This window comes from Mesorhizobium sp. A556, assembly GCF_054489545.1.
Map to the genome: position 1 here is coordinate 264,586 of NZ_JBTMXA010000003.1, position 25,994 is coordinate 290,579.

29 protein-coding genes and 1 pseudogene are annotated in these 25,994 nt (G+C 63.4%); 17 read left to right on the forward strand and 13 right to left on the reverse strand.

The window, feature by feature from the left end:
• Positions 1-68 precede the first annotated feature (68 nt).
• Both ACX3P0_RS09755 and ACX3P0_RS09760 read left to right on the forward strand, forming a co-directional pair.
• Complete coding sequence (locus ACX3P0_RS09755; protein WP_459088053.1) at positions 69-1,205, forward strand: D-alanyl-D-alanine carboxypeptidase family protein; 1,137 nt, start codon at positions 69-71, stop codon at positions 1,203-1,205.
• 15 nt (positions 1,206-1,220) lie between these two features.
• The gene (locus ACX3P0_RS09760; RefSeq protein ID WP_459088054.1) at positions 1,221-2,327 is read left to right on the forward strand and encodes a CobW family GTP-binding protein; all 1,107 of its coding nucleotides are present in this window, start codon (positions 1,221-1,223) and stop codon (positions 2,325-2,327) included.
• A gap of 27 nt (positions 2,328-2,354) precedes the next feature.
• Here the strand turns inward: ACX3P0_RS09760 and ACX3P0_RS09765 are convergent, their stop codons facing one another.
• From ACX3P0_RS09765 to ACX3P0_RS09795, 7 genes are all read right to left on the reverse strand, one after another.
• On the reverse strand, positions 2,355-2,618 hold the full coding sequence (locus ACX3P0_RS09765) for a helix-turn-helix domain-containing protein (protein ID WP_459088055.1): 264 nt from the start codon (positions 2,616-2,618) through the stop codon (positions 2,355-2,357).
• 420 nt (positions 2,619-3,038) lie between these two features.
• On the reverse strand, positions 3,039-3,509 hold the full coding sequence (locus ACX3P0_RS09770; RefSeq protein WP_459088056.1) for an EF-hand domain-containing protein: 471 nt from the start codon (positions 3,507-3,509) through the stop codon (positions 3,039-3,041).
• Between the two features lie 182 nt (positions 3,510-3,691).
• Positions 3,692-3,937, reverse strand: coding sequence for a sulfurtransferase TusA family protein (locus tag ACX3P0_RS09775; RefSeq protein ID WP_459088057.1), 246 nt, complete (start codon positions 3,935-3,937; stop codon positions 3,692-3,694).
• Positions 3,930-5,213: a L,D-transpeptidase family protein gene (locus ACX3P0_RS09780; protein ID WP_459088235.1), complete on the reverse strand. Its 1,284-nt coding sequence runs from the start codon at positions 5,211-5,213 to the stop codon at positions 3,930-3,932. The genes ACX3P0_RS09775 and ACX3P0_RS09780 overlap by 8 nt, the downstream gene beginning before the upstream one ends.
• A gap of 270 nt (positions 5,214-5,483) precedes the next feature.
• Entirely contained in the window at positions 5,484-6,434 is a 951-nt protein-coding gene (locus tag ACX3P0_RS09785) for an acetyl-CoA carboxylase carboxyltransferase subunit alpha (protein ID WP_459079007.1), read from the reverse strand.
• 97 nt (positions 6,435-6,531) lie between these two features.
• Positions 6,532-7,449: a site-specific tyrosine recombinase XerD gene (locus tag ACX3P0_RS09790; protein WP_459079006.1), complete on the reverse strand. Its 918-nt coding sequence runs from the start codon at positions 7,447-7,449 to the stop codon at positions 6,532-6,534.
• The gene (locus ACX3P0_RS09795) at positions 7,446-7,631 is read right to left on the reverse strand and encodes a histidine kinase (protein WP_459088058.1); all 186 of its coding nucleotides are present in this window, start codon (positions 7,629-7,631) and stop codon (positions 7,446-7,448) included. The genes ACX3P0_RS09790 and ACX3P0_RS09795 overlap by 4 nt, the downstream gene beginning before the upstream one ends.
• Positions 7,632-7,797: 166 nt before the next feature.
• Here ACX3P0_RS09795 and ACX3P0_RS09800 point away from each other — a divergent pair, with 166 nt between their 5' ends.
• The 5 genes from ACX3P0_RS09800 (at position 7,798) to ACX3P0_RS09820 (ending at position 11,107) form a co-directional block, all read left to right on the forward strand.
• Positions 7,798-8,406 carry a shikimate kinase gene (locus ACX3P0_RS09800; protein WP_459088059.1) on the forward strand — a complete coding sequence of 203 codons (609 nt, stop codon included), beginning with the start codon at positions 7,798-7,800 and terminating at the stop codon, positions 8,404-8,406.
• A complete protein-coding gene (gene aroB, locus ACX3P0_RS09805) occupies positions 8,403-9,515 on the forward strand; it encodes a 3-dehydroquinate synthase (RefSeq protein WP_459088060.1) in 1,113 nt (370 codons plus the stop codon). The genes ACX3P0_RS09800 and aroB overlap by 4 nt, the downstream gene beginning before the upstream one ends.
• Complete coding sequence (locus ACX3P0_RS09810; RefSeq protein ID WP_459088237.1) at positions 9,512-10,396, forward strand: transporter associated domain-containing protein; 885 nt, start codon at positions 9,512-9,514, stop codon at positions 10,394-10,396. Before aroB ends, ACX3P0_RS09810 begins: the two co-directional genes overlap by 4 nt.
• 82 nt (positions 10,397-10,478) lie before the next feature.
• Positions 10,479-10,712: a type II toxin-antitoxin system Phd/YefM family antitoxin gene (locus ACX3P0_RS09815; RefSeq protein ID WP_459079002.1), complete on the forward strand. Its 234-nt coding sequence runs from the start codon at positions 10,479-10,481 to the stop codon at positions 10,710-10,712.
• Entirely contained in the window at positions 10,709-11,107 is a 399-nt protein-coding gene (locus ACX3P0_RS09820; RefSeq protein ID WP_459088061.1) for a type II toxin-antitoxin system VapC family toxin, read from the forward strand. The genes ACX3P0_RS09815 and ACX3P0_RS09820 overlap by 4 nt, the downstream gene beginning before the upstream one ends.
• A gap of 6 nt (positions 11,108-11,113) precedes the next feature.
• On the opposite strand, the gene ACX3P0_RS09825 is transcribed toward ACX3P0_RS09820, so the two are convergent.
• The gene (locus ACX3P0_RS09825) at positions 11,114-11,416 is read right to left on the reverse strand and encodes a BolA family protein (RefSeq protein ID WP_459079000.1); all 303 of its coding nucleotides are present in this window, start codon (positions 11,414-11,416) and stop codon (positions 11,114-11,116) included.
• Between the two features lie 133 nt (positions 11,417-11,549).
• Here ACX3P0_RS09825 and ACX3P0_RS09830 point away from each other — a divergent pair, with 133 nt between their 5' ends.
• The 6 genes from ACX3P0_RS09830 (at position 11,550) to ACX3P0_RS09855 (ending at position 17,706) form a co-directional block, all read left to right on the forward strand.
• Complete coding sequence (locus tag ACX3P0_RS09830) at positions 11,550-12,179, forward strand: J domain-containing protein (protein WP_459078999.1); 630 nt, start codon at positions 11,550-11,552, stop codon at positions 12,177-12,179.
• A gap of 125 nt (positions 12,180-12,304) precedes the next feature.
• Positions 12,305-13,291, forward strand: a complete 987-nt coding sequence (gene cobS, locus ACX3P0_RS09835; protein ID WP_459088062.1) for a cobaltochelatase subunit CobS — start codon at positions 12,305-12,307, stop codon at positions 13,289-13,291.
• A 12-nt stretch (positions 13,292-13,303) separates the two neighbouring features.
• On the forward strand, positions 13,304-13,651 hold the full coding sequence (locus tag ACX3P0_RS09840) for a GFA family protein (RefSeq protein ID WP_459088063.1): 348 nt from the start codon (positions 13,304-13,306) through the stop codon (positions 13,649-13,651).
• 11 nt (positions 13,652-13,662) lie between these two features.
• Positions 13,663-15,567, forward strand: a complete 1,905-nt coding sequence (cobT, locus tag ACX3P0_RS09845; protein WP_459088064.1) for a cobaltochelatase subunit CobT — start codon at positions 13,663-13,665, stop codon at positions 15,565-15,567.
• Positions 15,564-16,616 (forward strand): esterase-like activity of phytase family protein, encoded by a 1,053-nt coding sequence (locus tag ACX3P0_RS09850; RefSeq protein WP_459088065.1) that lies wholly within the window; start codon positions 15,564-15,566, stop codon positions 16,614-16,616. Before cobT ends, ACX3P0_RS09850 begins: the two co-directional genes overlap by 4 nt.
• 718 nt (positions 16,617-17,334) lie before the next feature.
• Positions 17,335-17,706 (forward strand): VOC family protein, encoded by a 372-nt coding sequence (locus tag ACX3P0_RS09855; RefSeq protein ID WP_459088066.1) that lies wholly within the window; start codon positions 17,335-17,337, stop codon positions 17,704-17,706.
• Positions 17,707-17,737: 31 nt separating this feature from the next.
• Here ACX3P0_RS09855 and ACX3P0_RS09860 read toward each other — a convergent pair whose 3' ends face one another.
• From ACX3P0_RS09860 to rpmB, 3 genes are all read right to left on the reverse strand, one after another.
• Positions 17,738-18,409: a polyamine aminopropyltransferase gene (locus ACX3P0_RS09860; RefSeq protein ID WP_459088067.1), complete on the reverse strand. Its 672-nt coding sequence runs from the start codon at positions 18,407-18,409 to the stop codon at positions 17,738-17,740.
• Positions 18,406-19,086 (reverse strand): queuosine precursor transporter, encoded by a 681-nt coding sequence (locus ACX3P0_RS09865; protein WP_459088068.1) that lies wholly within the window; start codon positions 19,084-19,086, stop codon positions 18,406-18,408. The genes ACX3P0_RS09860 and ACX3P0_RS09865 overlap by 4 nt, the downstream gene beginning before the upstream one ends.
• 83 nt (positions 19,087-19,169) lie before the next feature.
• Positions 19,170-19,478, reverse strand: a complete 309-nt coding sequence (gene rpmB / locus ACX3P0_RS09870) for a 50S ribosomal protein L28 (protein ID WP_459078992.1) — start codon at positions 19,476-19,478, stop codon at positions 19,170-19,172.
• A gap of 231 nt (positions 19,479-19,709) precedes the next feature.
• Between rpmB and ACX3P0_RS09875 the strand changes: the two genes are divergently transcribed.
• Both ACX3P0_RS09875 and yddG read left to right on the forward strand, forming a co-directional pair.
• Positions 19,710-20,519 carry a DUF3108 domain-containing protein gene (locus ACX3P0_RS09875; RefSeq protein WP_459078991.1) on the forward strand — a complete coding sequence of 270 codons (810 nt, stop codon included), beginning with the start codon at positions 19,710-19,712 and terminating at the stop codon, positions 20,517-20,519.
• Positions 20,520-20,548: 29 nt separating this feature from the next.
• Positions 20,549-21,439, forward strand: coding sequence for an aromatic amino acid exporter YddG (gene yddG, locus ACX3P0_RS09880; protein WP_459088069.1), 891 nt, complete (start codon positions 20,549-20,551; stop codon positions 21,437-21,439).
• A gap of 13 nt (positions 21,440-21,452) precedes the next feature.
• On the opposite strand, the gene gloB is transcribed toward yddG, so the two are convergent.
• Complete coding sequence (gene gloB, locus ACX3P0_RS09885) at positions 21,453-22,220, reverse strand: hydroxyacylglutathione hydrolase (RefSeq protein ID WP_459088070.1); 768 nt, start codon at positions 22,218-22,220, stop codon at positions 21,453-21,455.
• 126 nt (positions 22,221-22,346) lie between these two features.
• Here gloB and ACX3P0_RS09890 point away from each other — a divergent pair, with 126 nt between their 5' ends.
• Both ACX3P0_RS09890 and ACX3P0_RS09895 read left to right on the forward strand, forming a co-directional pair.
• The gene (locus ACX3P0_RS09890) at positions 22,347-23,117 is read left to right on the forward strand and encodes a class I SAM-dependent methyltransferase (RefSeq protein ID WP_459088071.1); all 771 of its coding nucleotides are present in this window, start codon (positions 22,347-22,349) and stop codon (positions 23,115-23,117) included.
• Positions 23,118-23,239: 122 nt separating this feature from the next.
• A pseudogene (locus ACX3P0_RS09895) lies at positions 23,240-25,097 on the forward strand (ABC transporter ATP-binding protein/permease).
• Here the strand turns inward: ACX3P0_RS09895 and metA are convergent.
• On the reverse strand, positions 25,046-25,975 hold the full coding sequence (metA, locus tag ACX3P0_RS09900; protein ID WP_459088072.1) for a homoserine O-acetyltransferase MetA: 930 nt from the start codon (positions 25,973-25,975) through the stop codon (positions 25,046-25,048). The pseudogene ACX3P0_RS09895 and the gene metA overlap by 52 nt on opposite strands.
• Positions 25,976-25,994 lie beyond the last annotated feature (19 nt).

Sequence of the window (25,994 nt, forward strand, 5' to 3'; positions counted from 1 at the left end):
TGCCGTGGACCCTTTGTACCTTACGGAGCGTTCAACGATGACGGCAAGAGGCGATTTCGGATATCATCATGCGAACTGAACGTTTCCTGAAATTGCTGCTGGCGGCTTCCGCCGCGCTGCCCATGCTGTGCGCGCCGGCGCTCGCCAACCCCTCGATGCTGTTCGATCTCCAGACCGGCAAGGTGCTCGAGCATCAGGACGCGTTCAAGCGCTGGTATCCGGCATCGCTGTCCAAGCTGATGACCGCCTATGTCACCTTTCGCGCCATTGCCGCCGGCGAGGTCCAACTCGATTCGCCGATCAAGGTGACGAAGCATTCCGCCGCCGAACCGCCGTCGAAGATGGGTTTCAAGCCCGGCCAGATCATGCGGCTGGACAATGCGATGGAGATGATGCTGGTCAAGTCGGCCAACGACATCGCCATGGCCATCGGCGAGAATATCGGCGGCTCGCAGGCCGAATTTGCCGCGCGCATGAACGCCGAGGCGCAAAGGCTCGGCATGGCCGGCTCGCATTTCGTCAACCCGAACGGGCTGTTTTCGCCGGAGCAATATACGACGGCGCGCGATCTCGCTTTGCTGGTGACGGCGATCCGCACCGAGTTTCCGCAGTATGATCCATGGTTCTCCATCGAAGGCCTTGCCGTCGGCAAGCGGACGATCCCGAACTACAATCTTCTGGTCGGCCGTTATCCCGGCGCCGATGGCATGAAAACCGGTTTCGTCTGCGAATCCGGCTTCAATCAGATCGGCTCGGCAACCCGGAACGGGCGCACGCTGGTCGCCGTGGTGCTTGGCGAGGAAAACGCGATCAGCCGCGCCGAGGCGGCGGCGAAACTGCTCGACATGGGGTTCGCCATGCCCGGTTCCGGCTCGCAGGCCGGCGCGGCCACGGTACGGACGCTGCCGAGCTATGGCGACAGTATCTCGGAAAATAATATGCGCGCCGAAATCTGCGCCAAGAAGCCGGCCGCCGCCCAGTCCGAAGCACCGGCGGCTGCCGAAAAGGACAAGCCGAAATCGCCCTATCAGATCAAGCTGACAGCGCCCACGCTGGTCGCGGTCGGTCTTGGCGGCGCGACCGGCCCGCTGCCCAAGGCGATGATCGGCAAGGTGGAATATGCCGATGTGCCGACGCCAAGCTGGCGGCCGGACAAGCCTTCCCCCTTTGCCGGCGCCACCGCGGCCGCCGAAGGCGACCAGTAGAACAGGCTTTTGACGATGGCAGGCTTTCCCATTCCCGTTTCGGTGCTGACCGGCTTCCTTGGCGCCGGCAAGACGACGCTGCTGAACCGCCTGCTGAAAGACCCGACGCTGACCGACACCGCCGTCATCATCAACGAATTCGGCGACGTGGCCATCGACCATCTGCTGGTCGAGCAGGCATCGGACGGCGTCATCCAGCTTTCCGACGGCTGCCTGTGCTGCACCGTGCGCGGCGAACTGGTCGACACGCTGGCCGATCTCGTCGACCGCCTTCAGACAGGAAAGCTGAAGCACCTGGCCCGCGTCGTCATCGAAACAACCGGCCTTGCCGACCCGGCCCCCGTGCTTCAATCGATCATGGCGCATCCGGTGCTGGTGCAGGCTTTTCGGCTCGACGGTGTCATCACCCTGGTCGATGCCGTCAACGGCAGTGCCACGCTCGATGCGCATGTCGAGGCGGTCAAGCAGGCGGCGGTCGCCGACCGCATTGTCTTCACCAAGACCGATCTGGCGGACGACGTGCATAGCGTCGATGCGCTGCGCTTACGTTTGCGCGGCCTCAATCCGGGCGCGAAACTGCTCGATATCGGCGAAGCTGGAGTCGCCACGCTGTTCGATTGCGGCCTTTACAACCCGGCCACCAAGACCGCCGACGTGCGCCGCTGGCTGGGCGAGGAAGCCGAACACGATCACGACCATCACGACCATCACGGGCACGACCACCACGACCACCACGACCATGCCCACCGGCATGATTCGCGCGTGCGCTCCTATTCCCTCCTGCATGACGGGCCGGTGCCGCTTTCGGCCATCGAGATGTTTCTGGACCTGCTGCGCTCGACGCAGGGCGACCATCTGCTGCGCATGAAGGGCATCATCGAACTGAGCGACGACCGTTCACGGCCTCTGGTCATTCACGGCGTGCAAAAGACGCTGCATCCGCCGATCCGCCTGGCCGCGTGGCCGGACGAGCAGCGTGGCACGCGGCTGGTCCTGATCACGCTCGACATGCCGCAAGACTATGTCCAGCGGCTGTTTTCGGCCTTCACCAACAAGCCTTCCATCGACACGCCCGACCGTGCCGCGCTGGAGGCCAACCCGCTGGCCATCGCCGGCGGCTAGAGCATCGGGCCGAAAACGGGAAACCGGTCAGGCGGCGTTTGCAATGTCCGCTTCGGCATCGAACACGCCTTCCGGCAGGGAAAGCGCCCGGGCGATCCTATCGCGATAGCCTTTCTCGAAACGGTGGCCCGCCTCGATCTGTTCGACTTCCTGGACGGTCAAGCCGCTTGTGATGGCGACGTCGCCAATGGTGTAGCCAAGATGTTCCCGATAGGCGCGGGCAACGTGAACGCCGGCCGTGATCGCGTTCAAGACGGCTTCGGGTAGTGTGAAGGGCTTTGATGTAGCCATTTTGTCTCCAAATATGAGAGCGGCCGAGCGAGAACTCGAAACAACTGCCGGCCGGTATGATGGTGGATGCCGAAAAAGCCCCAGGGGGCGGCATCCAAAAATGCGCGAGACTCTCTCAAATCAGGAGAGGCGCTGTCGCAATATGGAGGCTGCCGGGCCGCCAATCAAGAGGTGTTCTGTAACCAGCGGCCCCAGCCTTCGCATCGCACCATCGTTCCGGCGAGTTCCGGGCCAGCCGGCTCGCCGTTTGACCGAACTTCACCCCGTGCTAGCTTTTTGTCGGCGGGCGGCATTTCGTGCCTACGCGCCGTCGTCGATACCCATCGGTTAGCGAGGAAGCAAAATGAGGCAGCCATACTGCCCCCGGACGGGCGGAGCGGATATTCTGGATTTCCGTCCATCCGTCCGGGAAAGAAATGGCTACTTCTTCTGGTGGTGCATCTTGTGATGACCGGCACGCTCGCCGTGCTTTGCGCCCTTATGGGCGGCGCGCAGTTCCTTGCGGTCGAGCTTGCCGTCGTTATTGCGATCCAGCGCGGCGAATTCCTTCTGCCTCTGCTGTTCGACCTCGGCAACCGTCACCTTGCCGTCGCCGTCGACGTCGAGACGCCGTTCCATGCGGTCGGCGGCTCGCTTGACCAACTGCTTGAGCGCATGGTCCTCGATCTCCTCGCGTGAAAGCACACCGTCGCCGTTGCTATCGATGGCTTTCAGTTCGTCGGCTTTCGAGAACTTGGCCCGGTCGATCGGCCCGCGCTTGAAATGCTCGCCCTTCCTGGGGGCGTCAGCCGATGTTTCCGTGGCATCCGGCTGCTTTGTTTCCTGCGCGAAGGCGTATCCAGCCGAGGCAAGAGTCGCCAGGACGATGATGGATGCAGCTACTCGTTTCATGACTTCCAACTCCATTGGTTTCAATGCAAACGTCTTGGGAGGACGCGAGCCAATGATCGGGGCTCGCGCATGAACCACGGATGAATGGCGGCATTAAACCTTTGTAATGTTAGCGGTATCCGGGAAAGACCGTCACACCGGACAGCCTGCCGGCGCGCAGAATCGGGCAAGTCCGCTCAAGATCAGCCGCGTTCCACCAGGAAGCGGTGGAAGCCGTCAAGCGCTTCCGTCTCGACCAGGCGATGGCCGTCCTCGGTGCAGAATGCGGGAATGTCGATGACCGCCAGCGGATCGGTGGTTTCCAGCCACAGCCGTCCGCCGGCCGGCATTCCGGCCAGCCGCTTTTTCGCCTTCAGCACGGGCAAGGGACAGTTCAGCCCCTTGAGGTCGTAGACATCGACCCGCGCGTTCGCTACGTGGTCAGCCACCGAACATGCCGAGCAGTTTCTTCTTCAGCTTCTGCGCGGTGCTGTCGGACTGCGCGGTCTGCGTCTCAATGGCGGCGGACGCCGTTTCAGGCAGGGGCACCGTGACGGGCGCGGGGTTCTTGGCGGCTTCCTTGGCCGCGATGGCCTGCGCCTTGGCCGCTTCCTTCTCGGCCTTGGCGGCGGCGAGCATTTCCGCCTTCTGCTCCGCGGCCCGCTTCTTGGCCGCCTTTTCGGCGTCGATCGCAGCCATCTTGCGGCCCTCGGCCGAATCGATGCGACCCATGCGCCCCGTTTCGGTGATGGAGCCATCCGTATTCAGCGAGGGCGGCTCGATCGGCACGCGTTCACCGCGCGCGCGCTTGTGCGACCATTCGGAGACGACCTTGGCCTCCTTGATGCCGGCAATGGTCGGCCTGGGCGCGGGGGTGCTCGCCTTGACGGCGCTGTTGAACGCCGCATCATAGGTGCTCTGGTAGCTGCTATACGCGGTCCTGAGCGAGTCAGGCTGCGTCGTCGCCGGGCAGGCGGCGGTCGGGTTGAAGCTCTGGCCGTCGGCCGCGATCTGGTTGAACACATAGCGCTTTTCGCAGACATCGACCTTCGGCGGCACCTTGGTGACCTCGAAATTGTCGTAGCCGACCTTCAGCATCTTCCAGAAATCGTAATTGGGGTCGTTGCGGTAGCGCGCCATGTTGGCGGCGGTCATGCGGAACGGAAACGCCTGGATCTGGAATTCGCTCTGGCCGCCCTGGAAGGCGTCGCGACCGAAGGCGTAGATTTCCTCGATCTGCGGATCGGTCATCGAATAGCAGCCGGAAGACGAACACGCGCCATGCACCATCAAATTTGCGCCGGTGCGGCCATTGGCCCGGTCATAGGCATTGGGGAAGCCGATGTTGAACGCAAGGTGGTAGCTCGACCTCGGGTTCATCTGCGAGGGGCGAACGGTGTAGAAACCTTCCGGCGCCTGCCGGTCGCCTTCCGTATATTTCGGGCCGAGCTTGCCGGACCATTTGCAGATGTCGTAGCTGGCGATCATGTCGTAGCGGCCATTGGTCTTGGCCTTCCAGATTTCCAGCTTGCCTTCTTCCTTGAAGATGCGGGCCATGACCGGCGAATTGCGCGACATGCCCTTTGCCGACATCGCGGCAAGGATTTTTGGCGGCAATTGCTTGTTGGCTTGCTGGGGAACGAAATCGCCCACGGAAGTTTCGGTGCAGCCGGCGATGCCGAGGGCCGCGATGAGTAGTCCGGTACGGGCAAGCTTTGCAAACATGGGATCGGTTATCGTCTTCATTCCGGCGGCGCCGCTGTCACGCGACGTCGCTCCTGACCATTTCGACGGACAATACATCCGTTAACCTTGAAAATTCCTTACCGCAAGCGCCACGCCTGCCCCTGACAGTCCTGTCATTGACCCGATCGGCGCGGCATTTTTGTGGCAAAGATGCGGCACCCGCCGCAATTGGCGGCCGCTGCCGGAATTACTGCCCCTGTCGCAATTACTTGCAGAGTGCGTCCGCACTCCATGCAGCACGTCGCGCAATTAAAGGGTGCGGCCCATCGCCAGGTATTTTTCGCGGCGCTGTTCGCGGAAATCGGTGTTGGAACCGGCAAATTCCGTCATCGTCCGGGCTATGAGGTCGCCGGTGGCGGCAATCACGGCCTGCGGCGCGCGATGCGCCCCGCCCAGCGGCTCGGGAATGATGGCGTCGATGATCTTCATCCCCAAAAGATCCTGCGCGGTGATCTTCATGTTGGTCGCCGCATCCTTGGAACGCGTCGTGTCGCGCCACAGGATCGACGCCGCGCCCTCCGGCGAGATCACCGAATAGATCGAATGTTCAAGCATATAGACGCGGTTGGCGGTGGCGATGGCAATGGCCCCGCCCGAGCCGCCCTCGCCGATCACCACCGAGATGGACGGCACTTTCAGGCCAAGGCTGGCCGAGGTCGAGCGCGCGATGGCTTCCGCCTGGCCGCGTTCTTCGGCGGTGACGCCGGGAAACGCGCCGGCCGTGTCCACCAGCGTCAAAAGCGGGATGTCGAAGCGGTCGGCCATTTCCATCACCCGCACCGCCTTGCGGTAGCCTTCCGGGCGCACCGAGCCGAAATTGTGCTTGAGGCGGCTCGCCGTATCCGAGCCCTTTTCCTGGCCGATCACCGCTATCGGCTCGCCACGGAAACGGGCGAAGCCGCAGATGATCGCCTGGTCTTCGCCGAAATTTCGGTCGCCGGCCAGCGGCGTGAAATCGGTCAGCAGGGCGTCGACATAATCGACGCAATGCGGCCGGTCGGGATGGCGCGCCACCTGCACCTTTTGCCACGGCGTCAGCGCCTTGTAGGCGTCGCGCAGCGCGTCGCGGGAGCGCTTTTCCAGCCGCGAAATCTCGTCGGCGACATCGACCGCCTCGCCGCTTTCGGCAAGCTTCTTCAACTCGATGATCTTGCCTTCGAGATCGGCGACCGGTTTTTCGAAATCGAGGTAATTATACATGCGTGAGCAGACCGATACGCCAGGATTGAGAGCACACAAAGCCGCAGAACCACGGCTGCGCGCTGCGGATTGTCGCTTTCACATAGCGGCAGAGAGCCTAGTCGGCAAGCGGGTGATGCTCGTTGACCAGGCGCACCAGCCGCTCCTCCAACACATGGGTATAGATCTGCGTGGTGGAAATATCGGCGTGGCCAAGCAGTTGCTGCACCGCGCGCAGGTCGGCGCCGTTCTGCAGCAGATGGCTGGCGAAGGCATGGCGCAGCACATGCGGCGATATTTTTGCCGAAGCGATGCCAGCGCGCGCGGCCAGTCCCTTCAGGTCGCGGGCAAACACCTGCCGCGAAAGCGCCCCGCTTGTCGAGGCCGCCGGGAACAGGAACGGGCTTTGCGCCAGCGCCGGCACCTTTTTTCGCGCGGCGAGCCAGGCCCGCATCGCTGTTTTCGCCTTGGCCGACAGCGGCACCATGCGCTCCTTGTCGCCCTTGCCGCGCACCATGAAGAAGCGGTCGTCGCGCAGCGCTACAGTCACCGGCAGGCCGACCAGTTCGGAGACGCGCAGGCCGGTGGCGTAGAGCACCTCGACCAGCGCATGCAGGCGCAGCGCCTCCAGCGGATCGCCCTCACCCTGTGACGGATCGGCGGCTTCCAGTGCCGCCCGGTCGAGCAGGCGACCGGTGTCGGCCTCGCTCATCGTCTTGGGCAGCGGGCGGTCCTTGCGCGGGCTATCCAGCGTGCCGGTCGGGTCGTCGCCGCGCAGCCCTTCCGAATAGAGAAACTTGAAGAACTGCCGGATCGCCGACAGTTTTCGCGCCTGCGAGGTCGCGGCAAAGCCGCGTTCGGCGATGGCGTTCAGATAGGACCGCAGGTCCGTCGTATTTGCGCCCGCCAGCCCACCCTTGATGGATTCCGAGGCGTCTTCTAGGTCGCGGCGATAGCTGGACAGCGTGTTTTCGGCAGCCCCCCGCTCGGCGCTCATCATTTCGAGGAAGGCCTCGATGCGGGCGGCGCTGTTCATTCGCCCGGCTCAGAATTTGTCAAGGGATCGGGCTTCGTCGAAGGATCGAGCACGGCCGCCGGGATGCGCACGCTGATTTCGGCCGTGTTCGGCTCCACGAACAGCACCAGCGCGAACATCGCCCCATAGGCGATGCCGGCCAGCACAAGCAGCGTCACGACAAAGCGAAACAGTGTCGGCATCGATCTCTTTTCTGTACGCCGGGCACGGTCCGAACCCAATCCCGTGCCGTTATGAGACGCCCTTGGCGCTATTTCAAGCGCCAAGCGTCCGCCGCGCCATCCCACACGCCATGCTTGACGCAAACGGCCTTTTCATGTCGATACGGCTCGGAGGGCATAGTGTCAGATGAACGCACAACCGAAAAATCCACAACCGGGAAGCCACGCCGGCCTGCTTGAGGCGCTGGGCGACCGCTCCATCGTCTTTGTCGGCCTGATGGGCGCGGGCAAGACGGCCATTGGCCGCAAGGTCGCTTCCGCCCTGTCGCTGCCCTTCATCGACAGCGACCACGAGATCGAAACCGTTTCGCGCATGACCGTTCCGGAACTGTTCGAGCAGTACGGCGAGCCTGAGTTCCGCACGCTGGAGCAGCGCGTCATCCTGCGCCTTCTGGAAAGCGGGCCGCAAATATTGTCGACCGGCGGCGGCGCCTTCATGAACGAACATACCCGTGAAGCGATTGCCGGCCACGGCGTTTCCGTCTGGCTCAAGGCCGATCTCGACCTGCTCATGGAGCGCGTCGCCAAGAAGCAGAACCGGCCGCTGCTCAAGGACCCCGACCCGCGCGGCGTGCTGGAACGGCTGATGGGCGAGCGCTATCCCGTCTATGCCATGGCCAGCCTCACCGTGGAGACGCGCGACGACCGCAAGGAAACCATCGCCGCTGAAGTCATCGAGGCGCTGGAGCGGCATTTTTCCACCGAAAGCGCCGTTGTGCACGAGGCAGGCCTATGAACGAACCCGTCACCGTTACCGTCGGGCTTGGCGAGCGCGCGTATGACATCCTGATCGGGCCCGGCCTGCTGGCGCGCGCCGGCGAGGAAATCGCACCGCGGCTTTGCGGCACGCGGGCGGTCGTCGTCACCGATGAAAACGTCGCCGCCGCCCATCTCGACACGCTGAAGGCCGGCCTTGCAACCGGCGGCGTCGAAGCGGCCGTCCTCACGCTGCCGGCCGGCGAAAAGACCAAGAGCTTTGCGCACCTTCAGGACGTGGTGGACGGTATTCTCGCCGCGAAACTCGAGCGCCGCGACACCGTCATCGCCTTCGGCGGCGGCGTCGTCGGCGACCTGTCGGGCTTTGCCGCCGGCATCACGCGGCGCGGCATGAATTTCGTGCAGATACCGACCTCGCTTTTGGCGCAGGTCGATTCCTCCGTCGGCGGCAAGACCGGCATCAACTCGCCACGCGGCAAGAACCTGGTCGGCGTCTTCCACCAGCCGAAGCTGGTTCTGGCCGACACCGAAGTGCTCGACACGCTGCCGATCCGGGAATTTCGCGCCGGCTACGCCGAACTTGCCAAATACGGCCTGATCGACCGGCCGGACCTGTTCGACTGGCTGGAAAAGAACTGGCAGGCGGTGTTTTCAGGTGGTCCGGCGCGGATCGTGGCGATTGCCGAGGCCTGCCGCGCCAAGGCCGATGTCGTCGCCCGCGACGAGTTCGAGACGGGCGACCGCGCGCTGCTCAATCTCGGCCACACCTTCGGCCACGCGCTGGAGGCGGCCACCCAGTATGACGGCGCGCGGCTCGTGCATGGCGAGGGCGTGGCCATCGGCATGGCGCTGGCGCACCGCTTTTCGGCCCGCATGAACCTCGCCAGCCCCGACGACGCGGCGCGAGTCGAGGCGCATCTCCAGGCTGTCGGCCTGCCGTGGCGGATGAGCGACATTCCAGGCGAACTGCCCGGCGCCGACGCGCTGCTGGGCTTCATCACCCAGGACAAGAAGGTGTCGCGCGGCGCGCTAACCTTCATCCTCACGCACGGCGTCGGCCAGTCCTTCATCGCCAGGGACGTGCCGGCATCCGAAGTTCTTTCCTTCCTCAAGGAAAACCACTCCTGATGGACGAAGCGGGCTGGATCGTCGCCGGTATCCTCGCTGTGGCTGGCATCGCGACTTTCGCGGTGCGCACCCGCCTGCTTACCGCGCTTGGCCTCGAATTGAAGCCGGTCGCCCGCACCGACGAACCGCGCAACGGCTCGGTCACGGAGCGCGGCGGCGACCCGACCCGGCCCGCGCGCAGCCGGCTGGAAGGCCTGTTCGACCTCGACGAACTCGAAGTTTCCGACGTCATGGTTCACCGCACCAATATGCGCTCGGTCAATGCCGACAATCCGCCGGAGGCGGTGGTGCGCGAAATCCTGCAAAGCCCGCACACGCGCATGCCGCTGTGGCAAGGCTCGCTCGACAACATCGTCGGCGTGCTGCACGCCAAGGATCTTTTACGCGCGCTCAACGAGGTGGAGAACGACTTTTCGCGCATCGAGGTGATGAAGGTGGCGTCGAAACCGTGGTTCGTGCCCGACACCACGACGCTTCAGGAACAGCTCAACGAATTCCTGCGCCGCAAGGCGCACTTCGCCATCGTCGTCGACGAATATGGCGAGGTCGAAGGGCTGGTGACGCTGGAAGACATCATTGAGGAGATCGTCGGCGAGATCGCCGACGAACACGACATCGACATGCAGGGCGTCAAGCGCGAGGCCGACGGCTCGGTCGTGGTCGACGGCACCGTGCCGATCCGCGACCTGAACCGGGCACTCGACTGGAACCTGCCCGACGACGAAGCGACGACGATCGCCGGCCTGGTCATCCACGAAGCGCAGTCGATCCCCGAAGAGAAGCAGGCGTTCACCTTCCACGACAAGCGCTTCATCGTCATGAAGCGCGACAAGAACCGCATCGCCCGCATCCGGATCAAGCCGGTGGAAACACGCGCCTGATCGTCGGGGTATGAGCGCAGGTGACCATGGTCATTGCCTATGGTCATTTTAAGCCTTATCTTGTCACGACAGGAGGAAGGCGATGACCGCGCACATATCGAAATCGAAGTTCAAGGCAAAGGCGCTCGAATATTTTCGCCAGGTGGAGACGACCGGCGAGCCCCTGATCATCACCGATCACGGCACGCCTGCGCTTGAGATCCGCAAGATCGCCAAAGACGCGCGTGATCCGTTGGAGATATTGCGGGGTTCCGTCCTGCGCTACGACGATCCGTTCGAACCGGTAGGCGTCGAGGATTGGGAAGCGCTTAAGTGATCGTGCTGGACACGCATGTCCTTGTCTGGTGGCTCGGGGCGGAACGAACGAGGCTGTCTTCCGCCGCATCGCGTGCGATCGAGCATGAACTGGCGGGTGGCCGGATCATGGTCTCCTCCATATCGGCATGGGAGATCGCGATGCTGGTGCAGGCAAACAGGCTCGACCTATCGTTGGATATCTTTACCTGGCTTGAAACGGCGAGCCGGATCGAGAGGCTGGAATTCGTTCCGGTCGACAATTTGATCGGTGTGGGAAGCCGGTTTCTTCCCGGCGAATTCCACGCCGATCCTGCCGATCGCATCATCGTGGCCTTGGCACGCGGACTGGAGGCGCCCTTGGTGACGGTCGACACCAAAATCCGCAATTACCCGCACGTCGTCACGATCTGGTAGGCACGCCTACCACCGCACGCTTTCGCCGGGTGCGGCCGGTTCGATGGCGAGCGCGTGCAGGCCGGCTTCGATTTCGCCGGCCAGCACGGCATTGACGGCGCGGTGCCGCTCAATGCGGCTCATGCCGGAAAAAGTCGCCGCGACGATCCGCACCCGAAAATGCGTCTCGCCGGTCCCGTCGAATTCCGCTACCTCGCCGTGCTCGACATGATGGTGGCCGGCATGCAGGTGGCTTTCGTTCAGCACGACAAGCCGCTCCGGGGAAAACGCGTCGTTCAGTTTCTTTTCCATCGTCGCCTGTATGGACATCGCCGCTTCCCTTCGCCACATATGCCGTGCCGCGACAAATTCGGCCTCTTGCCCGCAATATGCCGCGATTCAGCGGTTAGGGCTATCGATCCTGAAAAGTCAATTCTTGTTTCGCATCGCGAACAGACCATAAATGCAGCCAATGAAGCCGTACCCAAAATATTTCGAGAAGATTCGCGTCCGCCCCGACAAGGACGCCGAAGTGAAGTCGCATGCGCCGATCTGCCAGTGGGACGGGTGCAAGGAAGCAGGCACCCACCGCGCGCCGGTGGGCCGCATGAAGGAAGGCGAGTATTTCCGCTTCTGCATCGACCATGTGCGCGAGTACAACAAGGGCTTCAATTATTTCTCCGGTGTGCCCGACAGCGAGGTCGCGCGCTTCCAGAAGGAAGCGATGACCGGCAACCGCCCGACCTGGAAGATGGGCGTCAACGGCGCCACCACGACTTCCTCGCCCGATTTTGCCAAGGCGCGTTCCGGGCGGGCTGGCTACTACAACCGCATGCGCGATCCGTTCGACCTGTTCAAGGGACCGAAAGATCCGCGCCAGCCCCGCGACCGCAAGGCCAAGCCGCTTGAGGCCAAGGCGCTGGAAACGCTTGGCCTTGATACAAAGGCGACTGGCAACGACATCAAGGCGCGCTATAAGGAACTGGTAAAGCGTCACCATCCGGATGCGAATGGCGGCGACAGAGGTTCGGAAGACCGGTTCCGGGATGTTCTCCAGGCCTATCGCGTGCTCAAGCAGGCGGGCCTGTGCTGAGCGGAGCGACAGTCCGTGCCTTTTTCCAACTTTCATCCGGTTGGAAAAGGTTCTAAGACGCCCCCCGAACAAATTCGATTGCCGGGCAAGCGCAACAGCTTGGCCCCTGGAGACGTTGAGGCGTTATGAACAAGGTCGATCGCGACATCGCTAACCTGCCGGACACCACGGTTTCGGTGAAGGAACAATTCGGTTTCGATTCCAACATGGTGGTGCCGGCCTATTCGGCGACCAGCGAGCATGTGCCGGATTTCGACCCCGACTATCTGTTCGATCCGCAGACGACCTCCGCCATCCTTGCCGGCTTTGCCTATAATCGCCGCGTCATGGTGTCGGGCTACCATGGCACCGGCAAGTCCACCCATATCGAGCAGGTTGCCGCCCGCCTCAACTGGCCCTGCGTGCGCGTCAATCTCGACAGCCATGTCAGCCGCATCGACCTCGTCGGCAAGGACGCCATCGTCGTCAAGGACGGCATGCAGATCACCGAATTCAAGGACGGCATCCTGCCCTGGGCCTACCAGCACAATGTCGCGCTGTGCTTCGACGAATACGATGCCGGCCGCCCCGACGTCATGTTCGTCATCCAGCGTGTGCTGGAAGCATCGGGCCGGCTGACGCTGCTCGACCAGAGCCGGGTCATCCGCCCGCATCCGGCTTTCCGGCTGTTCGCCACAGCCAACACGGTCGGCCTCGGCGACACCACCGGCCTCTATCACGGCACCCAGCAGATCAACCAGGCGCAGATGGACCGCTGGTCCATCGTCACCACGCTGAATTATCTGCCGCACGAAAACGAAGTGAACATCGTGCTGGCCAAGGCCAAGCACTACCGCAACGCCAAGGGCCGAGAGATCGTCAGCAAGATGGTCCGCGTCGCCGACATGACCCGCTCGGCTTTCGTCAATGGCGATCTGTCGACGGTGATGAGCCCGCGCACGGTCATCACCTGGGCGGAAAACGCGGAGATCTTCGGCGATTTGGGCATGGCGTTCCGCCTGACCTTCCTGAACAAATGCGACGAACTGGAGCGCTCGGTGGTGGCCGAATTCTACCAGCGCGCATTCGGCGAGGATCTGCCTGAATCAGCCGCCAACGTGGTTCTTGGCTAACGGGAGTGTGACATGGCCTATCAGGGCGGATGCCATTGCGGAACGGTGCATTTCAAAGTCGAGGTGGACCTGTCCAACCCGATCACCTGCAACTGTTCCTACTGCTCCCAGCGCGGCAGCATTCTGGCCTTCACGCCCGAATCCAGCTTCACGCTTGAAAAGGGCGCGGAGGCCTTGAGCGAATACCGCTTCAACTCGAAAGCGATCGCGCATCTGTTCTGTGCGGCCTGCGGCATGGAATCCTTCGCGCGCGCAACAGCGCCCGACGGCACGCCAACCGTGGCGGTCAACGTCCGTTGCCTCGAGGGCGTGGACCTCGATGCGCTCACGCCGCACCGTTATGACGGGCGCTCGCGCTGACAGGCAGGCATATGGCGGGTCCAGGCGACAACACACGCAACAAATCGAAAACGGGCTCCGAGGCGGACAGCTTCAAGCGCGCGATCACCGTCTGCATGCGCGCCATTTCCGGCGACAAGGAAATGGAGATCGCCTTCGCCAAGGACAAGCCGGCGCTGGCCGGCAACCGCGCGCGCCTGCCTGAATTGGCCAAGAAGCCCACCCGCACCGACATCGCCGTCACCCGCGGCCTTGGCGATTCCATGGCGCTGAAGCGGGCCTGCCACGACCAGCGCATCCACACCAAGCTGGCGCCCGAGGGCAAGCAGGCCCGCGCCGTGTTCGACGCCATCGAGCAGGCCCGCGTCGAGGCCATCGGCTCGCGCATAATGGCCGGTGTCGCCGACAATATCGGCACCATGCTGGAGGACAAATACGCCAAGGCCAATCTGGCCGAGGTTTCCGACAGGGCCGAAGCGCCGATCGAGGAAGCGCTGGCGCTGATGGTGCGCGAGAAACTGACCGGCCGCGCCCCGCCAAAGAGTGCCGGGAAGCTGGTCGACCTGTGGCGTCCCTGGGTCGAGCAGAAAGCCGGCGCCGGGCTGGAGGGCCTGTCCGACAAGCTTGGCGACCAGCAGGCTTTCGCCCGCGTCGTGCGCGACATGCTCGCTTCCATGGAAATGGCCGAGGAACTGGGCGACGACGACGAGACGGAAGACAATGAGGACCAGGACGACGACAACCAGCCGCAGGGCGAGGAGCAGAGCGAGGACGGCGGCGAGGACGATTCCGGCTCCGACCAGTCCCAGCAGGATGATTCGGAAGCCTCCTCCGACGAGGAACAGTCGGCCGAAACAGAAGCCTCCGACGAAACCGCGGACGACGATTCCGATTCCGACGACGCGGATGCCGAGACGCCCGGCGAGGCCAAGCGCAACGACAATCCCTTCGCCAATCTGCCCAAGGAAATCGACTACAAGATCTTCACCACCGCCTTCGACGAGACGGTCGGGGCCGAGGAGCTTTGCGACGAGGAGGAACTCGACCGGCTGCGCGCCTTCCTCGACAAGCAGCTTTCCAACCTGTCCGGCGTGGTCGGGCGGCTCGCCAACCGCCTGCAGCGCCGCCTGATGGCGCAGCAGAACCGCTCCTGGGACTTCGACCTAGAAGAAGGCTATCTCGATCCGGCCCGCCTCGTGCGCGTCGTCATCGACCCGATGCAGCCGCTATCGTTCAAGCAGGAGCGCGACACCAAGTTCCGCGACACGGTGGTGACGCTGGTGCTCGACAATTCCGGTTCCATGCGCGGCCGTCCGATCACGGTTGCCGCCACCTGCGCCGACATATTGGCGCGCACGCTGGAACGCTGCGGCGTTTCGGTCGAAATCCTCGGCTTCACCACGCGTGCGTGGAAAGGCGGACAGGCGCGGGAAAAATGGCTGAAGGACGGCAAACCGCCGGCGCCCGGCCGCCTCAACGATCTGCGCCACATCATCTACAAATCAGCCGACCATCCATGGCGGCGCGCGCGGCGCAATCTCGGCCTGATGATGCGCGAGGGCCTGCTCAAGGAAAATATCGACGGCGAAGCCTTGCTGTGGGCGCACCAGCGCCTCATGGCGCGGCCCGAACAGCGCAAGATCCTGATGATGATCTCGGATGGCGCGCCGGTCGACGATTCGACGCTGTCGGTCAATCCGGGCAATTATCTGGAGCGCCATCTGCGCGCCGTCATCGACCTGATCGAGACGCGCTCGCCGGTGGAACTGTTGGCCATCGGCATCGGCCACGACGTCACCCGCTACTACCGCCGCGCCGTCACCATCGTCGACGCCGAGGAACTAGCCGGCGCGATGACCGAGCAACTCGCCTCGCTCTTCGAGGAGGAGAGCACCCGCGACCGCCATGGCAGCGGCGGCCGGCGGCGCGCCGGATGATAGGGCGGCCGTTCTCGCGATCGAGGCAGCTTATAAAATTCCTTAATGTCGCGCTCTGTCGCGCCGTACTTTTCCTAGCCCTCGCTCACCCGAATCTCACCCTCGCCTCTGAACGCCTGCCAACCGAACCGATCGAGATTTCCGTCCGGCCGATCACGCAATTCCGGATAGGAAGCGCCGAAAAGAATTTCGGGCCGCTCGAATTCGTCGGCGGGCTGGAAATGACCTCTTACGACCGCGATTTCGGCGGCCTGTCGGCCTTCCGGTTCCTGAAAGCCGGCGGCGATTTCATCGGCGTGGCCGACACCGGCTTCTGGTTCTTCGGAACGATTGCCCGCGACGCCGACAGACGCCCAATGGCTGTCCAGAATTTTCGCATGCTGCAAATGGTCGACGAGGCCGGCCAGCCGATCGACCGGAAATGGGAGGTCGACGCCGAGGGCCTTGCCGTGCGGGACGATGTCGCCACGGTCGGCTTCGAGCGCAACCACCGTATCGCCCAGTTCAGGATCGATCCGGAAGCGATGAAAGCGCCATTTCGGCAAATGGACTTTCTGGTGCCGAAGAAAGAACTGCGCCAGAATCGCGGTTTCGAAACCGTCACCAATTCCAACCCCGGCGGGACGCTTGAGGGCAGCCTGGTCATCGTCTCCGAAAAGAGCCTGGACAAAGATGGCAACGTCTTCGCCGCCATCCTGGAAGGGCCGCGCAAAGGCATCTTCACGGTCAGGCGCGACGGCGTGTTCGACATCACCGACGGCGCTTTCCTGCCGGACGGCGACCTGCTTTTGCTGGAGCGCAGCTTCTCCATGGCAACGGGCATCCGAATGCGGCTACGGCGCATCCATGGCGACAGCATTGCCAAGGGGGCCGTGGCCGACGGGCCGGTGCTGATGCAAGCCGACATGAGCTACCAGATCGACAACATGGAAGGGCTGGATGTGTGGAAACGAGACGACGGCGTCCTGATGGTGTCGCTGATCTCCGACGACAACCACTCCATCCTCGAGCGCAATCTGTATCTGGAATTCATTTTGCACGAGGATTGAGACGGCAAGCCCGGCTTTTGTCGCGCTCCGTCCAGCACCCCTCATCCGTCTCGCCGCTACGCGGCGATCCACCTTCTCCCACAAGGGGAGAAGGCAAATGCAGCGCCGGCTTTCCCTTCTCCCCTTGTGGGAGAAGGTGGCCCGAAGGGTCGGATGAGGGGTGCTGGACGAAGCGCGCCTTCGAAAATAAACTTGTCCACACCCTCCCCGCCTTCCCGCATAATCCCTCGCAGTTTCTCCCATGGGAACACCGGTCGCGACGGTGAACGTGTGGGGAGAAACCGGCGCCTCCGGCGGCAGGGAAACGTGCCTGTTGCCCGGGGAGGTTTCGTCCAGAGGGTCACCCGCGGGTACTATGGCCCGTGCGTGCTGGAGCGAGCACACAAACCGAAAGGCGCAAATGCCGGACGGTGTAGCGGATCGGACGGAAACGGAAAACGCCGGCGTGACGCGAGGTTCGCGCCATGTATCAAATTATCGAAGGCACGGCCTCGCGTCGCGCTTCCCACCTGCCCAAAAGGCAGCGTTCTTTGAAATGGCCAGACTGCGAATGCAGGGCGTGGCAACGGGAAAACACGTTCAGCAGCGTATGAGCGGAAAAATGTCGGGACCGCCGCTGCCCGCACGTCCTTGCAACGAAGCAGCCATCGGTACGTTGCCATCATCCATGGAAGAAATGCCGTTTCACCGGGCAGGGGTTTTCCGGAAAGGAAGCATCATGTTGAAGGACAAATCGTCATCCGCTATCGTTGCCGTCAGCGCCATCGACAGGGCGCGGGCTTTCTATCAGGACATACTCGGTCTCGAAATCGTCGACGACAGCATGGGCGAAGTGCTGGTGTTCCGCACCGGCGACACCTCGTTGATCGTCTATCGATCCGATTTTGCCGGCACCAACAAGGCCAATGCGGTGGTTTGGGACGTCGGCGACGAGATCGAGGCGATCACCGCCGGGCTGCAGGCCAAGGGCGTCACCTTCGAGCATTATGAGGGGATGGGGCTGAAGGGCGACATCCACGTCGACGGCGCGATGAAAATGGTGTGGTTCAAGGACCCGGATGGCAACATCCTGCACCTGAACAATATGTGAGGTTTTTTCGCCCGCCCTTGAGTGAAAAAAATCAGGCTTTCCGGGTGGCGAGCCAGATGGTGTGGCGGGCGCCGCGCTTGCCGTTGGCCCTGATGCCGACCTCCTCGACGGTAAACCCGGTTCGGGTCAGACGCCGGGTAAAGCCGGCATTCGGGGCCGACGACCACACCGCCAGCACGCCGCCCGCTTTCAGCGCGGTATGGGCCTGCGACAGGCCTCGGGGGTCGTAGAGCGCATCGTTGGCCTCGCGCGTCAGGCCTTCGGGGCCATTGTCGACGTCGAGCAGGATGACATCCCAGGCGGCCGGTTCGGCGCGGATGAGCAGGCCGACATCGGTTTCGCGGATCGAGACACGGGGATCGTCAAGGCAGGTGCCGAACACCGCCGTCATCGGGCCGCGCGCCCAGGCGACGACTGCCGGCACCAGTTCGGCAACGGTGATACCGGCATCCGAGCCAAGCGCGGCAAGGGCGGCGCGCAGGGTAAAACCCATGCCCAGCCCGCCGATGAGTATTTTTGACGCGGTACGGCCGCGTATCCGTTCGCAGGTCAGCGACGCCAGCGCTTCTTCCGACCCGGAAAGCCGGCTGTTCATCAACTCGTTGGTGCCTAGCATGATCGAGAATTCGCTGCCGCGCTGCTTCAGGCGAAGCTCGCCGCCTTCCGGCAACGGCGCGGCATCGAGTTGCACCCAGGGGATCACGCGGCAACCGCGTGCCGGGTCCAGCGCAGGACAATCAGCCGGTAGGGGATCAGCGCGAACACGGCGATGATCAGCTTGACCGAGAGGTCGCCCACCGCCCAGGACAGCCAACGCATGGCCTCGACCGGGAACACGCCCATCAGCGGCGCCGTCTCCAGCGCAAAGGCGTCGTTGGGGCCGGCAAAGGCGAACGCGCCGGAGAAAGCGATGGTGAAAAAGACCATCGTATCGAAGACCGAGCCGGTCAGCGTGCCGACAACGGGCGCGCGCCACCAGCTTTGCCGGCGCAGGCGGTTGAACACGGTGACGTCGAGAAGCTGGGCGATGAGGAAGGCGCAGCCCGAAGCGGCAGCGATACGTACCAGCCGGTCGGCCGCCGTCTCGAACTCGATCAGGCCATGGCGAAACAGAAGCGGCGGCACCACGATCGAACAGACGATTGCCGTCATGAAGCCGACGAACACGATTTTTCGCGCCACGGCCGGGCCGTAGCGGCGATTGGCAAGGTCCGTGACCAGGAAGGAAAAGGGATAGGTGAACGCGCCCCAGGTCAGGATGTCGGCCAGCGACAGGCCGCCGATCGTGCCCTGCATCGGAAACTGTACGAGAATGTTCGACGCCACGACGACAAGCGCCATGGCCAGAACGAACGGCAAATATCGGGAGAGAAAAGGCATTTTTTTATCCTGGGTAATGGAACCAGCGAAGCGCAATGCCGAAAGGATCACGCTTCTAGACGGTTGTCCCCCGCCTTGAAACTTTAAGCAGCCGGCTGAGCAGCCGGCTGATCGGCCATCTTCTTGGCGATCTGCTTCTTCAACAGGCGCGCGCGCTGCGACAACACCTTCGCGTCGGCCTTGGCCAGAAACGCGTCGAGGCCGCCGCGATGCTCGACCGAGCGCAGCGCCGCCGCCGAAACGCGCAGGCGCACGTTCTGGTTCAGCGCTTCCGAGATCAGCGTCACATTGACGAGGTTCGGCAGGAACCGGCGCCGGGTTTTGTTGTTGGCGTGGCTCACATTGTTGCCGGACATGACCGACTTGGCCGTGAGTTCGCAGGTGCGGGACATGGGTGCTACCTTCAGTTCTTGTCGCCCAAACCGTAGAAACCGCGCTGGCTTGCACGCGGTCTCGATGGGACGACCATATGGAAAAGTTGGCGTTCCATAAGTGGATTTCAGCCGAACGTCAAGCGCAAGCTTCCAACCGTCATTCCATATAAACGCCGGAATTGCACGACAAGCAACAAGCCTAACAGGAAAGAGGGACGCTTTCCGTATCTACTTGGATCATCCCTGCCCATGCGCAATCCCCTCCCCTCCTTTGCCGCCGCGCTTGTGATCACGCTCGCCGCCATCGGCGCGCCCGGCGTCCCCTCGTCAGGCAATGCCGCGCAAGGACAGGCGTTTCGCGGCGACTACACCGTGTCCTATCTCGGCCTGTCGGTGGCAAGGGCAAGTTTCGACAGCCGCTACGAAAACGAGACCTATGCGATCCACGGCAGCGTTTCCAGCGCCGGCCTCGCCCGCATCTTCGACGACACGCACGGCACGATCTCGACGTCGGGCAGCCTGCGCGGCGACGGGCTAGAACCGGACACGTTCCGGGCCGACTATACGTCGGGCAAGAAAGTATCGCTGATCGATATCCGCTTTGCCGGGGGCAAGGTCGCCTCCACCAAGGTGCTGCCGCCGCCGAAAAAGCGAGGAACGGACTGGCTGCCGCTCGACGCGGGCGACCTCGCCGGCGTCGCCGACCCGATCGCCGCCACCGTCATCCGCGCCGACAGCCCCGACAAGGTATGCGGCCGCACGGTGAAATTGTATGACGGCGAAATGCGCGCCAACCTCAACCTCGCTTTTGTCGAGAAAGGCTCGATAGCCGTGGAGGGCTATGAGGGACCGACGGTCACCTGCCGGCTTAATTTCGAGCCGATGTCCGGTTATCGCAAGGGCCGCAAGGCGCTGGAATTCCTCCGCAAGAAAAGCCGCATCAAGGTGACGTTTGCGCCGATCGGCCAAACCGGCATATATGCGCCGATCTACGCCACGGTCGGCACGGAAATCGGTCCAATCACCGTCCGCGCGCGGCGTTTCGAGGCAATAAATTAGGCTGCGGCGCGATGCGCCAGGGATGAGGCATGGCGCGAGCGACATTGATCGGCTTTTCGGCGGTAGCCATGTGGGCGCTGCTGGCGCTGTTGACCGACGCGTCCGGCACCATGCCGCCGTTCCAGCTTTCCGCGCTGACCTTCACCCTCGGCACCGGCGTCGGCCTTGTCGCGCGCCTGTTCATGCCGGCGGCCCGGCACGGCGATAAAATACCGCCGGTGGTGTGGGTCATCGGCATTGCCGGGCTGTTCGGCTATCATTTCTTCTATTTTACCGCGCTGCGCAACGCGCCGGCGGTCGAGGCAAGCCTGATCGCCTATCTCTGGCCGCTGCTGATCGTGCTCGGTTCGGCGCTGATGCCGGGCGAAAAACTTGCCTGGAACCATGTCGCCGGCGCGCTGCTGGGTCTGGCCGGCACTATGCTGATCGTCACCAAGGGCGGCGGCCTCGCCTTCGATTCGCGTTATGTTTTCGGCTATGCGATGGCCGCCGTCTGCGCGGTGCTGTGGGCGTCCTATTCGCTTTTATCGCGCCGCTTTGCCGAGGTGCCGACCAGTATCGTCACCTGGTTCTGCGCGGCCACCGCCGTCCTGTCGCTGCTTTGCCACCTGGCGCTGGAGCAGACCGTGTGGCCCGAAAATGCCGGCCAGTGGCTTGCGGTTGCGGGGCTTGGCCTGATGCCGGTAGGAGCGGCGTTCTATGCCTGGGACATCGGCGTCAAGCGCGGCAACATCCAGGTGCTGGGCGCGGCCAGTTACGCCGCGCCGCTGTTATCGACGCTGGTGCTGATCGTTGCAGGCTTTGCCGAACCCAGCTATCGCATTCTCGCCGCCTGCGTGCTCATTACCGGGGGTGCCGTGCTGGCGGCGAAATCGCTGCTGTTTCGCAAATCAAGCGCTGCCAGCAAAGCCGGGGCATGAAGCCCCTGCCCGCTTAGAAATTATCCTTGCGCTTGCGGATTTCGGCGAACACGTCGGCATCCGAGGCGTTTTCCATGCCTAGATTCTTGCGGATCGCCGGATCGGCCCAGCGCAGGAACGGGTTGGTTGCCAGTTCCTCGCCGATGGTCGTGGGCAGCGTCGGCTTGCCTTCGGCGCGCAGCGCCTCGATCGTTTTCGCCCGCGCCTGAAGCGCCTCGTTGGTCGGATCGATGGTCAGCGCGAACTTCGCGTTGGAAAGCGTGTATTCATGGCCGCAATAGACCGCCGTTTCGGGCGGCAGGACAGCCAGCTTCTTCAGTGATTCGAACATCACCGGCGGCGGGCATTCGAGCAACCGCCCGCAGCCCAGAGCAAACAGCGTGTCGGCCGCGAACAACACCTTCGACTGCGGAAAATGGTAGGAGACGTGGCCCGCCGTATGGCCGGGCGTAAAGATCACCTCGACCTTCTCGTCGCCGAACGGCACCACCGATCCCTGCTCGACGGTCTCGTCAATGCCGGGAATCTTGGCCTTTTCCGCCTCGGGGCCAACAATGCGCAGCTTGAAGCGATCTTTCAGCGCCAGATTGGCCTCGACATGGTCGACATGGTGATGCGTGGTCAGGATCATCGCCGGCATCCAGCCAGTGCGCTCGATCGCGGCAAGGACCGGCGCTTCCTGCGGCGCATCGATCAGCGCCGTCTGGCCACTTTTCGCGTCATGGATCAACACGCCGAAATTGTCCTCGTGGCACATGAACTGGTCGATCTGGATGGTCATCTATAAAATCTCCTGTGAACGGTGCAGACATAGGGTGCCGGGGCACATAAGTCATCCCGTACAACAGGCTTTGTTGAACTCGCCCCGCATCGCGGCTACCGTCCGCCGTTCTCAACAGGCGGTATCATGCATTCCGACATCGTCGATCTTCGCTCCTTTTACGCCAGCCAGCTCGGACGCCTGACCGAGCACTCGATCGGCATGGCGCTTTCTTCCCTGTGGACAGCCGTCCCCAACGAAAGGCTGGTCGGCCTCGGCTACGCGCTGCCCTGGCTGGAACGGTTCGGCGCCGATGCCGAACGTGTCTTCGCCTTCATGCCGGCAACGCAAGGGGCCGTGGTCTGGCCGGCAAGCGGACCGATCGCGACCGCGCTGGTGTTCGACGAGGAATTACCGCTGGTCGATTCCTCGATCGACCGGATGCTCCTGGTCCACGCGCTGGAGCATGCCGAAAACCCGCGCGAAACGTTGAACGAGATCTGGCGCGTGCTGTCGCCCGGCGGCCGCGTCGTCATCGTCGTGCCCAACCGGCGCGGCGTGTGGGCGCGCTTCGAGCATACGCCGTTCGGTGTCGGACGACCCTTTTCGCGTGGGCAGTTGACCGAACTGCTGCGCGAAGCCAATTTCACCCCGGCGGCCTGGACCGACGCGCTGCTGTTTCCGCCGTCGCAGCGCCGCTTCCTGATGCGCTTCCATGCGCTGCTGGAGCGCATGGGCCGGCGGCTGTGGCCGATATTCTCGGGCGTGATCATCGTCGAGGCGCAGAAGCGGCTCTATCAGGGCGTACCCGTCGCACAGCGGGCGTCGCGCCGCGTCTTCGTGCCGGTGCTGTCGCCGCATGGCGTTACGGGCAGGGGCGTAGCCGGCATGGGCAGGCGCACAAGCCCGCGACAGTAAGTATGATCCGCCGCTCCTACGCATTCGTGATCGCCCGCCGCCTTCGCCGTAGCGCGCTAGTTTGATAGCTGTTTGCGCCGTGGCCGACTTCGGCTACCGCTTGTGGTGCAAGGACATCTTCGATGGCGGATCACGAGGACGCAGACAATCCCGCCGGCCCGGCGGCACCGGACAGCGTGCAGGCCAGCAGCCTGCGCGACCAGATCGCGACGGTTCGCCAGGCGCTGGCCGGTTCGCCGGTGCGGCGCAAGCTTCTGCTGTACTGTGCCGGGATCGTCGCCGTCATCATGGCCATTGCCGGTGGCCAAGTATTGCTCAACCGCTGGAACCAGCCCTTCTATGACGCGCTGCAGCGGCGCGATCTGGCCGGCTTCCTGCATCAGCTTGTCGTCTTTGCCGAAATAGCCGGCGGGCTGCTTTTCCTCAATGTCGCCCAGACCTGGCTGAACCAGATGATCCGGCTGCGGCTGCGCGAGGCGCTGACGCTCGACCTGATCGACCAGTGGATGCGGCCCAACCGCGCCTTCCTGGTTGCCAAGGCGGGAGCCATCGGCGTCAATCCGGACCAGCGCATGCAGGAGGATGCCGGCCACCTCGCCGACCTGACGACCGGCCTCGGCGTCGGCCTGTTCCAGTCGCTCATCCTGCTTGCCGCCTTTGTCGGCGTGCTGTGGACGCTCTCTTCAGGCTTCGTGTTCCATTTCGACGGCCGCTCGCTGGCCATCCCCGGCTACATGGTGTGGGCGGCGATGCTCTATGCCGGCTCGGCCTCATGGCTGAGCTGGCTGGTCGGGCGACCGCTGATCCAGCAAAACAGCGAGCATTATGCCCGCGAGGCGGATTTGCGCTTCTCGATGATGCGGGCCAACGAGCATATCGACGCCATCGCGCTGGCCCGCGGCGAACCCGGCGAAAAGCGACGGCTGCAACTCGACCTCGCCACGCTGCTCGGCGCCATCCGGCGCATCTACACCACGCAGATCAACCTTGCCTGGGTTACCGACACCTATGGCTGGATCACGGTCGTTGCGCCGATCCTCGTTGCCTCCCCGGTCTATTTCGCCGGCGATATTTCGTTCGGCGGGCTGATGATGGCGGTCGGCGCTTTCAATCAGGTGCATTCCTCGCTGCGCTGGTTCATCAACAATATCGGCGGCATTGCCGACTGGCGCGCGACACTGATGCGCGTTGCCGATTTCCGGCTGGCGCTGGTCGAGACGGACGTGCTGCACGGCACCGAAAAGCGCATCGAAATCGCTGAAAACGAAAACGATGCGATGACGTTCGACGCCCTGGAGGTCAAATCCGCGGACGGCTGCACGCGGCTGACCAAACCGCATGTCGAGATCGCGGCCGGCGAGCATGTCCTGTTTACCGGCGATCCGGGGGCCGGCAAGACGCTGTTCTTCCGCGCCATCGCCGGCCTGTGGCCATGGGGGCGGCGGCCGCATCGGCCTGCCCAAAGGCGAAGTGCCGGTGCTTGTCCCGCGCACGCCCTATTTCGCGCCGGGCAATTTGCGCGAGGTGCTGGGCCAGCCGGCGGGCGGCGACAAGCCGACCGATGCCGAGCTGGAAACCGTGCTGACCGAGATAGGCCTCAAGCGCCTGTCCGGTTTGCTCGACCGCGCGGGCTGGGAACACGAACTGAACGAGGACGAGCAGCGCCTGTTGGCGCTGGCCGCCGTGGCGGTGCGGCGGCCCCGCTTTGTCGTCATCGACGAAGTTCTCGACACCCTCGATACCGACACGCTGAAGCGTGTGCTGGCGCTGTTTTCAAAGCGGCTCGAAGGCACCGCGATCCTGGCAATCGGCCGGGCGCTGCCCGACAGAAAATTCTTCCACAAGACGCTGACCATCGTGAAGGACGCCACAGCCCCCGCCCTGAAGCCTCCCAAGCTGCGCGCCGGGGCGATGGAACCGCCGCCCGCTCAGGTCCGCGGACGTACGCCGACATCCTCCAAGTTGAACGACGTCGTCTGATAGACCTGGTTGATCCAGTTGCCGAACAACAGATGGGCGTGCGAGCGCCAGCGGTTGAGCGGCGGCCGGGACGGATCGTTGTCGGGGTAGTATCCATGCGGAACCTCGACCTCTACGCCGGTGGCTACGTCGCGGTCGTACTCGTCCTTGAGCGAGGTGGAATCGTATTCGATATGGTTGAACATGTAGAGCCGGTTACCGGTTTCCCCGGCCAGCAGGCAGGGGCCGGTCACGTCCGATTCCATCAAAAGGTCGAGCCCGGTCTCGGGCCGGATATCGGCGCGGCGCACCTCCGTCCAGCGTGAAACCGGAATGGCGAAATCGTCTGAAAAGCCTGAAAGATAGGGCGAGGCGGGCGCATTGTTGCGGTGCCGGAAGACGCCGAAGGCCTTCTTGTCCAGCGTGTATTTCGGAATGCGGTGGAAATGCCAGGCCGCCGCCATCGCCCCCCAGCAGATGAAGAACGGGGAATGGACGTTGGTGGTCGTCCAATCGAAGATGCGCTCGAGTTCGCGCCAGTAGGTGACTTCCTCGAAGGGCAAAAGCTCGATGGGCGCGCCGGTGACGATGAAGCCGTCGAATTTGCGGTGCTTTACCTCCTCCCAAGTCTGGTAGAAGGAGATCAGGTGCTCTTCGGGCGTGTGCTTGGCCTTGTGATTGCCGATGCGCACCAGCGTCAGCTCGACCTGAAGCGGTGTCGCCCCGATCAAGCGCGCGATCTGCGTCTCCGTGCGGATCTTGTTGGGCATGAGGTTTAGCAGCGCGATCTGCAGCGGGCGGATGTCCTGACGCCGCGCCGTCTTCTCGTCCATCACGGACACGCCCTCGCGCACAAGCACTTCGTGGGCGGGAAGTTGATCGGGGATCTTGATCGGCATCTGGCAGACTCCAAACAAA

What these genes read in the sequence shown, in the direction of transcription:
- ACX3P0_RS09780 (WP_459088235.1), bottom strand. Translation starts at nt 5,213, where the DNA reads ATGTTTGCAAAGCTTGCCCGTACCGGACTACTCATCGCGGCCCTCGGC.
- aroB (WP_459088060.1), top strand. Translation starts at nt 8,403, where the DNA reads ATGAACGAACCCGTCACCGTTACCGTCGGGCTTGGCGAGCGCGCGTAT.
- cobS (WP_459088062.1), top strand. Translation starts at nt 12,305, where the DNA reads ATGAACAAGGTCGATCGCGACATCGCTAACCTGCCGGACACCACGGTT.
- ACX3P0_RS09830 (WP_459078999.1), top strand. Translation starts at nt 11,550, where the DNA reads ATGCAGCCAATGAAGCCGTACCCAAAATATTTCGAGAAGATTCGCGTC.
- ACX3P0_RS09770 (WP_459088056.1), bottom strand. Translation starts at nt 3,509, where the DNA reads ATGAAACGAGTAGCTGCATCCATCATCGTCCTGGCGACTCTTGCCTCG.
- ACX3P0_RS09865 (WP_459088068.1), bottom strand. Translation starts at nt 19,086, where the DNA reads ATGCCTTTTCTCTCCCGATATTTGCCGTTCGTTCTGGCCATGGCGCTT.
- ACX3P0_RS09760 (WP_459088054.1), top strand. Translation starts at nt 1,221, where the DNA reads ATGGCAGGCTTTCCCATTCCCGTTTCGGTGCTGACCGGCTTCCTTGGC.
- ACX3P0_RS09755 (WP_459088053.1), top strand. Translation starts at nt 69, where the DNA reads ATGCGAACTGAACGTTTCCTGAAATTGCTGCTGGCGGCTTCCGCCGCG.
- ACX3P0_RS09890 (WP_459088071.1), top strand. Translation starts at nt 22,347, where the DNA reads ATGCATTCCGACATCGTCGATCTTCGCTCCTTTTACGCCAGCCAGCTC.
- metA (WP_459088072.1), bottom strand. Translation starts at nt 25,975, where the DNA reads ATGCCGATCAAGATCCCCGATCAACTTCCCGCCCACGAAGTGCTTGTG.
- ACX3P0_RS09850 (WP_459088065.1), top strand. Translation starts at nt 15,564, where the DNA reads ATGATAGGGCGGCCGTTCTCGCGATCGAGGCAGCTTATAAAATTCCTT.
- cobT (WP_459088064.1), top strand. Translation starts at nt 13,663, where the DNA reads ATGGCGGGTCCAGGCGACAACACACGCAACAAATCGAAAACGGGCTCC.
- ACX3P0_RS09790 (WP_459079006.1), bottom strand. Translation starts at nt 7,449, where the DNA reads ATGAACAGCGCCGCCCGCATCGAGGCCTTCCTCGAAATGATGAGCGCC.
- ACX3P0_RS09875 (WP_459078991.1), top strand. Translation starts at nt 19,710, where the DNA reads ATGCGCAATCCCCTCCCCTCCTTTGCCGCCGCGCTTGTGATCACGCTC.
- ACX3P0_RS09855 (WP_459088066.1), top strand. Translation starts at nt 17,335, where the DNA reads ATGTTGAAGGACAAATCGTCATCCGCTATCGTTGCCGTCAGCGCCATC.
- ACX3P0_RS09795 (WP_459088058.1), bottom strand. Translation starts at nt 7,631, where the DNA reads ATGCCGACACTGTTTCGCTTTGTCGTGACGCTGCTTGTGCTGGCCGGC.
- ACX3P0_RS09840 (WP_459088063.1), top strand. Translation starts at nt 13,304, where the DNA reads ATGGCCTATCAGGGCGGATGCCATTGCGGAACGGTGCATTTCAAAGTC.
- ACX3P0_RS09785 (WP_459079007.1), bottom strand. Translation starts at nt 6,434, where the DNA reads ATGTATAATTACCTCGATTTCGAAAAACCGGTCGCCGATCTCGAAGGC.
- yddG (WP_459088069.1), top strand. Translation starts at nt 20,549, where the DNA reads ATGGCGCGAGCGACATTGATCGGCTTTTCGGCGGTAGCCATGTGGGCG.
- ACX3P0_RS09800 (WP_459088059.1), top strand. Translation starts at nt 7,798, where the DNA reads ATGAACGCACAACCGAAAAATCCACAACCGGGAAGCCACGCCGGCCTG.
- gloB (WP_459088070.1), bottom strand. Translation starts at nt 22,220, where the DNA reads ATGACCATCCAGATCGACCAGTTCATGTGCCACGAGGACAATTTCGGC.
- rpmB (WP_459078992.1), bottom strand. Translation starts at nt 19,478, where the DNA reads ATGTCCCGCACCTGCGAACTCACGGCCAAGTCGGTCATGTCCGGCAAC.
- ACX3P0_RS09825 (WP_459079000.1), bottom strand. Translation starts at nt 11,416, where the DNA reads ATGTCCATACAGGCGACGATGGAAAAGAAACTGAACGACGCGTTTTCC.
- ACX3P0_RS09815 (WP_459079002.1), top strand. Translation starts at nt 10,479, where the DNA reads ATGACCGCGCACATATCGAAATCGAAGTTCAAGGCAAAGGCGCTCGAA.
- ACX3P0_RS09765 (WP_459088055.1), bottom strand. Translation starts at nt 2,618, where the DNA reads ATGGCTACATCAAAGCCCTTCACACTACCCGAAGCCGTCTTGAACGCG.